Origin of the sequence: Poseidonocella sp. HB161398 (assembly GCF_005870025.1) — a bacterium.
GTDB lineage: Bacteria > Pseudomonadota > Alphaproteobacteria > Rhodobacterales > Rhodobacteraceae > Mangrovicoccus.
The window spans coordinates 1-13299 of sequence record NZ_VATA01000068.1 but is presented as its reverse complement, the minus strand read 5'-3'; the positions used below and the strand labels follow the sequence as shown (position 1 = coordinate 13299).

Here is a 13299-nt window from a genome sequence, read left to right as displayed (position 1 = left end):
GTCAGGCCTCCACAGGGGCGGCGCGATGCGCCGCGATCTGGCTTAGGATGACCGGCGCGGCGATCAGCACCGCGATCAGGTCCGCCGTCAGCGAGGGCGCGATGAAGACGAGCCCCGAGAGCGCCAGCAGCACCCGTCCCCAGATCGCCACCGGCCCGGCCAGGTAGCCAACCACGGCGCCCGAGAGCGCGAAGACGCCCGCGATCGCCGAGACCGAGGAGTATAGGAAGGGGAAGACCTGGAAGCCCCCCTGCCCCACGATCAGGAGGACCGGCGCATAGACGAAGGCCATCGGCGCCACGATCTTGCCGAGCCCCAGCGTGAAGGCCGAGACGCCGGTACGGAACGGGTTCGAGTTCGCGATGGCGGCGGCGGCATAGGCCGAGGTGCAGACCGGCGGCGTGATCTCGGCCACGACCCCGTAATAGAGCACGAAGAGGTGGCTGGCGATCGGCGGCACGCCGAGCTGCGCCAGCGCGGGCTGCGCCACCGAGACCAGCATGATGTAGAGCGCCGTCGTGGGCACGCCCGCCCCCATCAGGATGCAGGCCAGCGCGATCAGGATCAGCGACAGGAAGAGCGTCAGGTCCTGGACCGAGAAAAGCTCGAAGGCGCCGAAACTCATCAGCCCGTGCAGGTCCGAGGCCAGCGAGGCCGCGCCCGAGGTCACCATGAAGCCCAGCCGGAAGCCGATGCCGGTAGTGTTGATCACGCCGACCACGATGCCGACGGCCGCCGAGGCCGCGCCGACCGCGAGCGCGTATTTCACCCCGGTCTCCATCGTCTCGGCCATGTCCAGGACGCTGATCCGGGTCTGCGGGTTGAAGACGCCGAGCACCGCGCCAGCGATCAGCAGCAGGGAATTCACCGCGTCGAAGCCGTCGCCCGCGTATTTCCACGCAACGAAGGCGATGAAGGCCGCGGGCAGCGCCAGGGTCATCGGCGCCCGCCAGCGCGCCATGCCGGTGATCAGTGTCAGCGAGATGCCGCAGAAGGCGGACATGTAGGGCGTGTAGCCGGCGAAGAGGATGGCGAGCATGCCGACGAGCGGAATGAGGTTCGCCCAGCCCTCGGCCCAGACCTCGCGCAGCTTCGGCAGCATGTCGGCCGCCATGCCCTTCAGCCCCAGCCGCCGCGCCATCAGGTGGACGACGGTGAAGACGCCGACATAGTGCAGCAGCGCCGGGAAGATCGCGGCGATGACGATGGTCGTGTAGGGCAGCTCCAGGAACTCGGCCATGATGAAGGCCGCCGCGCCCATGATCGGCGGGGTGATCTGCCCGCCCGCCGAGGCCGCGGCCTCGACGCCGCCGGCGAAATGGCCGGGATAGCCGAGCTTCTTCATGTTGGGGATGGTCAGCGCGCCCGTGGAGACGGTGTTCGCCACCGAGCTGCCCGAGATCGTGCCGAAGAAGGCGGAGGAGACGACCGAGACCTTGGCCGGGCCGCCGCGGTACTTGCCCGCGAGGATCGTCGCATTGTCGATGAAGAGCTTGCCCAGCCCCGTGCGCTGCGCGATCACCCCGAACAGCACGAAATGGAAGACGATGGTCGAGGTCACCCAGAGCGTCACGCCGAAAATGCCCTCGGAGGGGAAGTACATCGAGCTGACGAAGGTGCGGAACTTGACGCCGGGATGCTGCAGGATGCCCGGGAAGTAGGGCCCGAAGAGCGCATAGGCCATGAAGACGCAGATGATCGCGGGCAGGATCCAGCCCAGCGTGCGCCGCGCGATATCGAGCACCAGCAGGATCAGGATGCAGCCGAAGATCATGTCCCAGATGTCCGGATTGCCCATCCGGAAGGTCTGCTCCTCGACGCCGAGCAGCGGCATCCCATGCCAGGCAAAGCCGATATAGAGCGAGCAGATGACGCCGAAGGCCATCATCACCAGATCGGGCACCGGGACGTTGCCGATCCGCCAGCGCCCGGTCTTCAGCGCGTAGGCACCGCTTGTCCGCATCGCCGGGTAGAAGGCGTAGATCAGGATGAAGAGGCCGGAGAGGTGCCAGCCCATGTGCCAGCGGTCCGAGGGCATGCCGAAGCCCGCGGTGATGTAGTGGTAGAGCGCGAAGGAGAGCGCGACGCCGCGCAGGGCAAGCGCCATGCCGGGGCCGACCGAGCGCGTGGCGGCGCCTTCGTCGTACTTGCGCTCGATCTCTCGGAGCTCTTCGGCGCTCAGCTCGCCGGGTTCGGTGCTGGGGGTCATGGGCAGGCTCCCGCAAGGCGCCGCGCCGGGGCGCGGGCAGGTCACTGGTAAGACGCGAAAGGGCGGCCGCGACGGGCCGCCCGGGAAGTGGACCGGTCGGGCCTCACTCCATCATGCCGGCTTCCTGGTAGAACTTCTCGGCGCCCGGATGCATCGGCACGCCCAGCCCGTCGAGCCCGGAGATCGCGGTGTCGAGCGTGATCTGCTTGCCCTTGGCATGGCCGGAATCGAACAGCTTGCGGCTGTTGTCGTTCCACAGCGCCTTGGTGATGCCGTAGACCAGCTCTTCGTCGAGATCCTCGGAGACCACCAGCAGCGCGGTCACGGCCGGGGTGTTGACGTCGTAGTCGACGCCTTCATAGGCCCCGGCCGGGATCAGCGACGGCATATAGGCGGGTTCCACCTCGGCGATCTTGTCCATGTCCTCGCCGGAGAAGCTGACAAGGTCCATCCCCTTGGTGGAGGCCAGCTGCACCATCGCGGCGACCGGCCAGCCGGCCACGTAGAAATAGGCGTCGAGCTGGCCATCGGCCAGGCGCTCGGCCGACTGCGAGTTGTTCAGCTCGGCTTCATCGATATTGTCGCGGGTGATGCCCCACTGCTCCAGCATGTGCAGCACGGCGACCTGGGTGCCCGAGCCCGCCTCGGCGATGCCGACGCGCTTGCCCTCGAGATCGGCCATGGTCTTGATGTCCGAGCCCTTCGGCAGCACCAGGTGCAGGTCCTCGGGATAGAGCTTGGCGACGATGCGCAGCTTCGGATGCGGCTTGCCCTCGAACTTGCCCTCGCCCAGGTACATGGCGCGGACGACGTCGGTCGAGGCCATGCCGGCCTCCAGCTCGCCGGACTCGACGGCCTGGCAGTTATAGACCGAGGCCGTGGTCGACTGGGCGATGGCGATCAGCCCGGGCACGCCGCACTGGCCGCCCTCGTCGCAGGGGCGCGAGCCCGGAGGGGCGGAAATGGCGTTGGCGATCATGCCGCCGATCGGGAAATAGGTGCCCCCGGCCGAGCCGGTCCCGATGCGGAAGAAGGTCGGCGACTGCGCGGTGGCGGTGCCTGCGATCAGCAGCGCGGCGGTGGCCGCACCGGCGAAACGTGCGAGAAAGCTCATTTCGGAACGTGTCCCTGTACTTGTCTTTGTTTCAGCAGCGCCGCGATTGACCCGGCGCATTGGCCGGAAGAAGAGGCGAAGTTCGATTGCCCTTCAAGAATATTTGTTTCGCATAGGGAATGTATAGCCATATCGGCGGCTGATGCCGGATATGGCATCGGGTCGCCCGGAATTTAGGCAGGCACAGCATCCCCGTCTTGCGGATCACGGCAGGGCGGCAAGCCGCAGCCTGCCCCGGATCGATCTTTCAAGACGCAGTTCGCCCTTCTCCGCTTTCCGGATCATTCCCGCCAGATAGGAGGCCGGCGCCCGCACGAGGCCCTGCGCGCTCTTCTCCAGCACCAGTGCCATGGCCTGGACGGACCCCGGCTCTCCGAGCACTCTGCGGCTTCGCTGCCAGAGATGGACGGGGATGCCGGTCATCAGGCAGAGCCGCTCGCAGATGGCCGAAAGGTCCCGCCAGCTTTCCACGCCGGTTCCCGGTGCAGCCCAGGCCGCGAAAGAGGGAAGCGCCTCGAGGAGCTGTCGGGGGTGGATGCGGGACGGTTCGGGGCCCGCCGGTTCGATCAGGCAGGGATCGTCGTCAGCAGCTTCAGTACAGGTGTTTTTTTGATCTTGATTTGTATCCTCTATGTGGGTGCCAGTTCCGGTGCCCCTGGGTGCCAGATCGGCATCCACTGAGGCGAGGAGAAGGCCGAGCGCCTCTGCACGGGCGGCCAGCTCGGGGCGTCCGGCATGTCGGGGCAGCGGCGTATCAATCTCGGCGAAGGCGTCTCGGCGGGCGGCCTGCTGTGACGGGGGAAGCAGCTCCAGCCGGTCGGCCAGGGTGCGGGTGAGCGCGGTGACCTGCTGGCGCAGGCGGCGGGCGGCATTGCGTTCCGCGGCGTGGCGTTCATGCAAGTCGCGCAGCTCCCCTGCCCTCGCGGCAAGCGGAGAGAGGTCGAGGCCGAACGCCTCGGTGATGCGGCCGTCCGCGGCGCGCCGTCCCCAGCGCTTGCCATTGGGGCTGTCGCGGAAGACGAGCAGCCCGGCCTCGCAGAGTCGCCGCAGATGTCGTCGCAGCGAGGTCAGCGCAAGGCCCGTGCGCTCCATCAGCAGCGCATTCGACGGCCAGACGACCGGCGTCTCGCCCTCTTCCCAGTCCTGCGGACGGGAATAGGCGCAGAGCGTGTCCATGAGCATCACCTGCGCGGGCTTCAGCCCGATCAGCGGCGCAGCGCGCTTCAGGGCGATCAGAGCCTCTGTCTTGGCGACGCTTGCCCCCTGCCCTTCCCGGCCGAGCTGCTCGGCGCGCAACAGCGATTCGTCCTGCCGCCGCCAGCCCGTGCGCCGGATGTCAGGGACGCCTGTCCCATCGGCATCCGCAGCCTGCGGATGCCCTGCCCCGTCCGGGGCCTGCCTGAAATGGATCATGTCCTGTCAGCAGACAGCAGAAAACCGGTCGCCCAAAGACGTTTTTCATTGTTCGAAATTTCGGGGACTGCTACTGATTAGGTGTCAAACTTGGTCACGTCTTGCCGGACGCGATCAGCTTACAGCCCTCGGGACTTCGGTTCTGAGGGTTTTCTTTTGCCCGCATTCTCCTTTCTGTCTCTGCCTCGTTTCACGAGTTAACAGGTGTCAACTCGCGCTCAGTCCCCGGGGTTCTCTGAACGGAACCTCTCGTAGGATTCCCGGATGACCTCTTCGAGATGGCTGTCCAGCCAGTCCGAAAAGGCCCTGCTTTCTCCCGCCCGCTTGACGGACATGGTGATGGCGCTGCGCGCACTGCGGATGGTGACGCCAGGCACCGGCATGCTTTCCGCCCGTTCGCTGCTGCGCGCCCCCCGGCGGGTGATCTCCTTCAGCAGGAAATCCAGCCTCTCGTCCGAGGTCGCGGTGTCAGCCGTGCGCGACAGGATCGCGATGGCCGCATCGCCATCGGCCACGCCGCGCTCGAAGATCTGGGCCAGCGCCATCCATTTCGGCCGCCCTGATGCAGGCGCCGGGCCGATGGCGTCGCCAACCTCGTCGGGGACGAGCCGCGTGATCCGCTCGAGCTGCGAGAGCGTGTTCTTGGAGATGGCCAGCGCCTGCATGATCTCGGCACGGTCATGGCCCTGCGCGCCGATGGTCTGGGCGAAGCGCGCGCGCTCGTAGAAGCTCAGCTCGGCGCGGCTGGCATTCTCCAGCCCCTTCGCCATCAGCGCCTGGCTGTCATCCATGGTCCGGATCAGCGCCTTGACCGGCAGCCCGGCCGCCTTGCAGGCCAGGATCCGGCGGCGGCCATACACCACCTCGAAATGGCCGTCCTCGGTGGAAGACGGGCGCAGCAGCACCGGCACTTGCTGGCCGGAGCCGCGGATGCTCTCGGCGAGTTCGTCGATGGAGGCCTGTGCCTCGTCCGAGTTAACACCTGTCAACTCGACATCCATCCGGTCCTTCGGGCCCCAGGGCAGGATCAGACCGGTGTCGATCTCCTGGATCCCGCCGAGCCCGGCGCGGACCGAGCCGATGGTGCCCTTGGGCAGCGAGTGATGCGCCCGGCCCGCTGCGGGCTTGGCTTCGGCCGCCGCGGTGATGGCGGCCATGATGCCGGTCTTGTTCTTTCCCATCGCCATGTTCAGCGTCCCCAAGCAGTCTGGACCATGCCGGCAATCTCGGCGCCCACGGCGTCCATGCTGGTCCTGGCCCGGTCATAGGTGGTGCGGGTCATGTCGGACCGCGACACCTCGTAGATTGTCATTTTCAGCATCGAGGCATCCCCGATCGCCGTGCTGCGCAGCCCGGTCGCGTGGATCACCCGGTCCTGGAACAGCGCCCGCATCAGGCTGACGATCTGCTGGCTCGGGATGTCCGAGGGATCGTCCCGGGTGATCAGAAAGGAGAAGAAGTCGTGGTTCAGGTTCACCCCGGTGCTCTCGAACACCTCCAGATAGGCGGAGGTCATTTCGATGAACTGCTGGGTCGAGGCCAGGTCGAGCATGCTCGGGGTCATCGGCACGATCACCGCCGTGGCCGCATAGAGCCCGGTCAGCGTCAGGAAGCCGAGCGCCGGGGGGCTGTCAATGACGACGATGTCGTAATTCTCCTCGACGGTGGAGATCGCGTTCGTCAGCCGGTCGAAAAAGGACACGCCGCGCCCGGCGCTGATCGCCGTCTCGGTCTCGAACTCGCTGAGGATCAGCCGCGCGGGTGCCAGATGCAGCCCCGGGAAATAGGTGTCGACGATGCACTCCGCCATCGGCACCGGGTCCTCGTAGCGGATCGCGTCGTAGATCGAGACGCCGTCGAATTCCAGCTCGGTCTGGATCCCGCAGAAGCCCGACAGGCTGCCCTGCGGGTCGAGGTCGATCGCCAGCACGCGGTAGCCCTGCAGCGCCAGGTAGTGGCAGAGATGGATCGAGCTGGTCGATTTCGCCGAGCCGCCCTTGAAGTTCATCAGCTGGATGACCTGGAGCTTGTCGCCTTCGCGGCGTCCGGGAATGTACTTGCCTGGCTTGCGCGAGCCGGCCTCCAGGATGCGCCGGGCCTCGCGGATCTCCTCGGCTGAGTAGAAGCGGCGTCCGCCGCGGTTCTCGGTCGGCTCGGGGATGCTGCCCTCGCTATGGCACTTGCGCAGGAACTGCCCGGTCACGCCGAGGAGGTCGGCCGCCTCGGTGGCCGAGAAGGACCGCAGCATCTTGCTGTAGTCCGGCGCATAGGCCTGCATGAGATGGGTCGTCAAAGCCGTCTGTAGACGGGACGCCATCTCGCGGGTAAGCTCCGACTGTGTCCCCGCCTGAATGGGTGCAGTCTCGATCATGGTTTGCGTTTCTCTGCTCATTGGCGCTTATTTGCGCAACCTGATGGACTATGGCCGCGATTCACTGTCCCAAGTCAAGTGCAAACTATCACTTGCTTTTTCGGGCTTTCGGCCGACTGGAGCGCTCGATTCGAATCTGGCCGGTTAACAGCTGTTAACCGGGGTGGCGATCTGGGTGGCGGACGTCCGGCCAAGGGCCAGGCAACGGCGCAGATAACAGCTGTTAACTCGCTCGTCCCAGCGGCGCCGCTGCAAACCGATGACATGATCGACGGACTTGCCCGAACGATTGCCCGGAACGCCTTCTCGGATCAGCCGAGGGCTGGATGAAACGAACTTGCAGCTGACAGCTCCGGGTGGATGCCTGCAGCCGCGCTGCGTCCTTCATGCCGGTGCTGCGCGTCGGATCGAGGATCGGGTGGCTCCCCCTCCTGTGGGCACGGTATCTTCCAGGCACAATCCCGAACGGGGTACCTTCGGGCCAAAGCTCTATCAGTTGCGCGCCGCCCAGACTTGTCTTGATGCCGCGCGGAGTCGAGATGTCTGCGCATGACTGCCTCGGCATCCCGGGTTCTCGACCGGCTGAGCGCAGAGCGGGGGCGTCGAAGCGATAGGTGACGGGATGGTCGCTTCGGCGGCAAGTTGGCGGTCGGCACAGTTCGGGTTTTCCCGGTCGCGGTGGGGCAGGGGGCTTGCTTCCCGTCACGGTCTCCCGTCACGGCGACGACACTCATCGGCGGGTCCGGCTGGTCGCAGCATCCCTGCCCAGTGTCAGTGGCCCACGTTTGCCGCAAATGGTCCCCTTCTCGCGCTTTTCAGTGATCCGAAGTTGCTGCGCTGCACGTCGGCGATTGCACGTCTGTCCTGCGATGCGGAAAATGGCGATCGCCCTCTGGCGCGGCAATGGCTGACAATTGCGTCGTGTCGCCCGGGGCTGGAAAACTAGGTCCGTCCGAATTTCCTGCGGAGAACGGGAATTTCCCTGCCGGGCGCGGTGCTCCGGCTGAATGCCAGAGTGCCTTTGCTGTTCTTAGGGGCCGAGGGCCACATGTGCCGCCAATTTCAGACCTCGAGAGGCGGATGGCGCTGCAGGCTTCGGGAACCCGCCGAAAGCCCGGCAAACCGGGTCCAAAGCCCTGTTTGCTGAGATAATGGCAATTGCCTGCTTCGCGGACAGGCAGTGTGTCGCGAAACCGCCGGATTCGATATTCAAGTTGAGGCCGTTGACTGTCTTTGCAAACTGACCCCGGGCATCCCGGAAATTTCCACGGAGAACTGACCCATGTTTGACCCTGCCTCCGGTGTGACCAGCGGGGGCCGACGGAGTGATGGATATTGTATTTCCGAGCGTGATCCGACGCTGGGCATTGCGGGAACGGCTTTCGATCCGGGTGATGTCCCGGCGGACGGGCGTTCATGGAGAACCATCCGCAAGTGCCTTCGGGCCCGAACAGTTGACCCGCAATTTCAGGTTCCCGAGCGGTCGAACAAGCTGGAAACTTGCGCGGCCCGGCTGGAGATCGAGGCGGGCAAGCCGTGAAAGCAGCGGCGGACGGTGAAACAGCTGCCTGCCGAACTTGCAGCGCTCGGCCGCGAGGGTTCCTGCAACCGCGTCGCTGCCTTCGCGCGCCGCTGGAAAGAGGTGCGCCATCGCAAGAGCCAGGGCCGGGGCGCGCCTACAAGCCTGGCGAGGCCTTCCAGTTAAACTGAAGCGGGGACTGGGCGGTGATCGGCGCGATCCCGCGAAGCTTCAGGTGGCCCATATCAAGCTGGGGCAAAGCCTCGTTGCCATCTCTGCTCGGATCGGCGGTAACTCCTCGTCCGTGCCGATCTTCTGCAGACCCACGAGATGCTGTTCGACGCCCGATGGCATGGCTTCGCACGTGGCATCCTCGGACCGGTGGCGGATTGCGCCTCACCTTCGACGGCCCGCGGCGTGGCAGCTATGACGGTTCGGCATGGCGCGGCGATGGTTCGAGGCCCATTCCGGACAAGACGGCGTTGGACCGGATGGGCAAGGGCAGGGCGCTCCACGTCAATACCCGCTTCCTGAGAATAGCCAGCCTCTATGTCTTCGAACGGGAATTCTGCAATTCGGCGGCTGGCTGGGAACGAGCCGTTGAGCGCAATTGGTCCGAGCGGCAAATGGCGAGAGGACCAGTCGAGAAGTACAAGCAGGACGCCCGCCACCGGATCCTCCAGCGGATGCCGTCGCCCATTGAGCTCGGACCAATGGCGCCACAATTGGCAACTCCCTGGCCTCGCTACGATGAACGGCGGCTGAAAATGCGCTGCGTCGAACTCCGGGAAAGACCCGGCATGGCACGCTGCCGGGCAGCGTCGCGGATGCCTGGGCCGCGGAGAGGGCATCGCTGATGCCGCTGCCGACGGCCTTCGACGGCTTCGTCGAACAGGGCAAGCGCGTATCGCCGAACTGTTGCCCGGCACGCGATGCAAGCATCCCGAAAGGGGTCTGATCACCTTCGAAGGCAACCGCTACAGTGTCCCGTGCGGCGGGCTTTCGCGGCGCCGCTGGCGCCACGGTCCCTGCGCACCCTTTTCCAACCGCCCGGTCGGCCTCCGGCTCTACCCCGACCGCCTCGTTGTCGTACCGGGGGCACGCCTTCGTCGTGACGCCGCCGAGGGACAGCTCCTCTGCGAGCACCCGCCGCTGATCCAGCGCTCCCGCCATCTGCCGAACCGAACGATCTACGACTGGCGGCACTACCTCGCCCCTCGCCGTCGCCTGCGGTGCTCGAACCGGTGGCGCATCCGCTGGCAACTCGTTGGACCAATGGCGGAAAATGGCTCGGTCCAGAGGAAGCCGGGCGCGCTCCGGAGTGAGCCATGTGGACGCCTTTGGTCTGAGACCCATGGCGGACGCTCCACTCCCGGAGTTGCCCGATGCCTTTCGGCCCCCCAGCAACAGCTTCTGATGCGGCCGGGTGGCGAGCGGAAGATGGTCGATGCCTTGCCCGCGAGCCGCAGCATGATGGGGCTGCCGTGCGCGACTCGGTGGAACTGGTCCTGCAGGCCGGCGTCCCCGCCAGGTCTCATGTCGCGAACCGTCTGCTCCGGCTGACCGGCGCTACGCGCAGCTTGCCCGAGGCGGCGCCTCGGGAGGCCGTGGCGCTGTCGAAGGAGCCGAAGGCTGATGTCGGGCACTATGATGGGCCGCAGGTCAGGGCGGAGGAGAGCCGCAATGCGTCATGATCCGGCCAACGGCGTAACTCTCATCATGGGTCGCGCAGCTTGAAGATATGTGATGTGGCGTAATGCCGCATACGCGCCTCGAGCGTGACCAGTTGACGACCTTACGAAACAGGGCGCGCCAGCCTTCGAGCTGTGAGGAGGGGCAGTAAACGATTCGGGAGGGTATCCCGGCCATTTGAGCTCGATCCTGTCGCCGCCGCCGAAGCCAGAGCTTGCGGAACGCGAGCTGCGGTCCATCGCCTATGACATGAGGACCACGTCGGCCACGAGCCTCGGACCGGGGGCGACCTCCCGGCCTCCCAGGACATGGCCGGGCTCCGTTTTGGGGGGCTGTGCATCGCGGCGCCATCGGTCAGATCCCTATGGACGACGAATTCAGCGGGGGGCTGGTGCGCCAGTTCCACCGCTGCGAGAGCCCCGATGGCGCGCAGAATGTCGTCCTGATCCGCCTCCCGGCAGGGCATTGTGCGGCGATGTCCCGAGAGGGGCGGGCCCGCACGGGCAAGACGCATGTCGCGACCGCCCAGGGAGTTCGGGCGGTGGAACATCACCGCAGAAAGGTCCGGTTCCTCTCGACGGTCGATCTCGTTAACACGCTCGAGCGGGAAAGGCGCAGGGCGTGATCGCCGGGGCCCTCGTGCGCGCGGATCTGGTGATCCTGGACGAGCTTGGATACCTGTCCGTTCTGCGCCACCGGTGGCGCCTTGCTGTTCCACCTTCTCGAGCCGAGCCTACGAGCGAACCAGCGTCATCATCATGACCAACTTCAGCTTCAGCGAATGGGCGTTCGGCAGTGGGCGCGAACCAATGGCGCCTTTACTGGCTCGCTGTTCGGCGGTGCCAAGATGACAACTGCACTTCTCGACCGTCTCAGCCACGGCGGCCAAATTCTCGAGACCGGCGGCGGCAGCTACCGCTTCTAAGCCAGCTCCGAGGCGGCAAGACCCAGGAAGGACAACTGACCGGCATTGATCGCCGCATGAACAGGGCTCCATCGTCTGCACGCAGGACAATTCGCGAGGGAAAGCCCGAGTCAGGTCTCAACGGATATCAACAGCTAAAACGAGGATTGTCCCCTCAGCTCTGTCGGGTACAACGTCCCGATTGCCGTGCATTATTACGATGGCGCCACCGGCCCGTCGTCCTGATCAGAGCCGGGAGAACCGAACTCCCGGCGGTCCAAAGGTTGCGAGCAGCGCACCAACCAGCGCAATTCTCTTGTGCGTGTGGGGCTCGAGTGGGCAGGTCAACCGGCTTGTCGCCGTAAGTTGCAATTCTCTGGGATTACCGGACATGCATGGGGCCGCAGGTGGCGGCGGCTTGAGGCGAATAAGGATGGAAAAGCGCCGCAGCGGCCGGCCGTCCCTCCGGGCGGGCTTCTGCACAGGGCCCGGCGCTGGCGGACCCGGTCCAGGTTCTCCCGGCTACGGCCGGCGCCGGAACTCGGTCTTTGGTTGTGTCAATCATAGGGTATCTACCCATAGGGGTAGGGTCCCTATCCGTTTCATCGGGGAGCTATCCGGTTCCGGTCCTTCATTGCGGCATCATGAAGATCATAGTGTTCCCATGCATTTCATTGACCTGAGCCTTTGCGGAGAGATGGGCAGAGCCCTATCACATTGAAGACATGTAGTTTGATCAGGTGCGGCCCTGTTTTTGGGCCCCCCTCCGGCTACCAGGGTTTCCCGGCAGTCGGAGGGGACCGCGATTCCAGGCTCCGGATCGCAGGGCCACGCTGGAACCAGCTAGAATCTTGAGCTCGATCGCCGCGCGGTCCCGGCCGCAGGGGATGGGGACTGGAACAACCTGAATCGAGAATGACGTTAGGGTAATGACAGGCGCCGGATCCGGGATGCACCCGGTGTGCCGATGTCACGGGGCGGCACTCTCCACGGTGTTTTCCTCGCTGACCGTGCCGCCATGGTTCTTCCATGGCGGCACGTCTTCCGGAGCGCCTCCCTGGGCTCGAGGCTTGGCCCGTCACAGGTCCGTGACACAACCATGGGAAGAGTTGACGTATGGTGGACGCAGGATGCCAGATGGACTGCAGAGGCCGGGCACCATGCTCCCAGGTTGGCTTACATTTCGGCTTCAGGCAGAACTGTGCCGTCATTTCCCTTGGTGGCGGCACAGTATTGCCGGCCAGGACCCTTCCCGGCAACTGCCGCCGGGGACGATCCGGTTTCCGGCCTCGGGAGCAAGTCCAGCGGGATGCCGGGCGCGCTCCAGTTGATGACACGCGACGTCACGGAGAGCCGGGGCAGAGCCCTTTCGCATCCAGGAACTGCAATTCCATGAAGTGGCGGGCCCCGTCTGGCCTGCCTCTCCGCTGTCCGTGTCTTCCGGACGCCGGAGAAGACCTCGACAGCTGCAATCCGCATCGGCCGGGCGCCGTGCCGGTTTCCGGCCGCGGTGCCGGCCGGGCACGGCCGGCGGGACAGGGTCCGGCGAGGTGGCAGGGACAGGGCGCTGCACCGGCAGCGCGGCCATCAGGGCGCCAGCGGGGCGAAGAGGTCCCGCAGCGCCGCTTCGTCGAGCAGCGGTTCCGCGGCGCTGCCGCTGCCGTCGAAGAGCGCGTCGGCCAGGGCCTGCTTCCTTGCCTGCATCTCCAGGATCTTCTCCTCCACCGTGCCCGCCGCCACCAGGCGGTGGACGAAGACGGGCTTCTCCTGGCCGATCCGGTGGGCGCGGTCCATGGCCTGGCGCTCCACGGCCGGGTTCCACCACGGGTCATACAGGATCACCGTGTCCGCCTCGGTCAGCGTCAGCCCGGTGCCCCCGGCCTTCAGGCTCAGGAGGAACACCGGCGCTTCGCCACGGGAGAAGGCCTCCAGCACCCCGGCGCGGTCGCGGGTCTCGCCGGTCAGCGACAGCGAGGCGATGCCTGCCGCCGCGAGGTCCGTCTCGATCAGCCGTAGCATCTCGACGAATTGCGAGAAGACCAGGACGCGGCGGCCCTCGGCGACGAGCTCTGACAGG

Annotated in this window: 7 protein-coding genes and 2 pseudogenes; 3 read left to right on the top strand and 6 right to left on the bottom strand. The window is 65.9% G+C overall.

Features of this window, described 5'->3' with window-relative positions:
- Position 1: 1 nt before the first annotated feature.
- The 5 genes from FGX59_RS30450 to repA form a co-directional block, all read right to left on the bottom strand.
- Positions 2–2209 (bottom strand): TRAP transporter fused permease subunit, encoded by a 2208-nt coding sequence (locus tag FGX59_RS30450; protein ID WP_138471470.1) that lies wholly within the window; start codon positions 2207–2209, stop codon positions 2–4.
- 103 nt (positions 2210–2312) lie between these two features.
- Positions 2313–3323, bottom strand: coding sequence for a TAXI family TRAP transporter solute-binding subunit (locus FGX59_RS30445; protein ID WP_138471468.1), 1011 nt, complete (start codon positions 3321–3323; stop codon positions 2313–2315).
- Positions 3324–3527: 204 nt separating this feature from the next.
- Positions 3528–4736, bottom strand: coding sequence for a plasmid replication protein RepC (gene repC, locus FGX59_RS30440; RefSeq protein WP_138471466.1), 1209 nt, complete (start codon positions 4734–4736; stop codon positions 3528–3530).
- A 218-nt stretch (positions 4737–4954) separates the two neighbouring features.
- A complete protein-coding gene (gene repB / locus FGX59_RS30435; protein ID WP_240722805.1) occupies positions 4955–5923 on the bottom strand; it encodes a plasmid partitioning protein RepB in 969 nt (322 codons plus the stop codon).
- 2 nt (positions 5924–5925) lie between these two features.
- Positions 5926–7029 (bottom strand): plasmid partitioning protein RepA, encoded by a 1104-nt coding sequence (gene repA, locus FGX59_RS30430; protein ID WP_240722804.1) that lies wholly within the window; start codon positions 7027–7029, stop codon positions 5926–5928.
- Positions 7030–8389: 1360 nt separating this feature from the next.
- Between repA and FGX59_RS38975 the strand changes: the two genes are divergently transcribed.
- The 3 genes and pseudogenes from FGX59_RS38975 to FGX59_RS30420 form a co-directional block, all read left to right on the top strand.
- A complete protein-coding gene (locus FGX59_RS38975) occupies positions 8390–8647 on the top strand; it encodes a hypothetical protein (protein WP_240722803.1) in 258 nt (85 codons plus the stop codon).
- Between the two features lie 291 nt (positions 8648–8938).
- Positions 8939–9949 (top strand): annotated as a pseudogene (locus FGX59_RS39850) (hypothetical protein); the annotation flags it as partial.
- Positions 9950–10522: 573 nt separating this feature from the next.
- Positions 10523–11243 (top strand): annotated as a pseudogene (locus FGX59_RS30420) (ATP-binding protein); the annotation flags it as partial.
- A 1566-nt stretch (positions 11244–12809) separates the two neighbouring features.
- On the opposite strand, the gene FGX59_RS30415 reads toward FGX59_RS30420, so the two are convergent.
- On the bottom strand, positions 12810–13299 hold a 490-nt coding region (locus FGX59_RS30415), incomplete at its 5' end, for a DEAD/DEAH box helicase (RefSeq protein WP_138471460.1).

Excerpts from the sequence above, each read along its gene's own strand:
- FGX59_RS38975 (WP_240722803.1), top strand. The coding sequence starts at position 8,390 with ATGTTTGACCCTGCCTCCGGTGTGACCAGCGGGGGCCGACGGAGTGAT.
- repB (WP_240722805.1), bottom strand. The coding sequence starts at position 5,923 with ATGGCGATGGGAAAGAACAAGACCGGCATCATGGCCGCCATCACCGCG.
- FGX59_RS30445 (WP_138471468.1), bottom strand. The coding sequence starts at position 3,323 with ATGAGCTTTCTCGCACGTTTCGCCGGTGCGGCCACCGCCGCGCTGCTG.
- repC (WP_138471466.1), bottom strand. The coding sequence starts at position 4,736 with ATGATCCATTTCAGGCAGGCCCCGGACGGGGCAGGGCATCCGCAGGCT.
- FGX59_RS30450 (WP_138471470.1), bottom strand. The coding sequence starts at position 2,209 with ATGACCCCCAGCACCGAACCCGGCGAGCTGAGCGCCGAAGAGCTCCGA.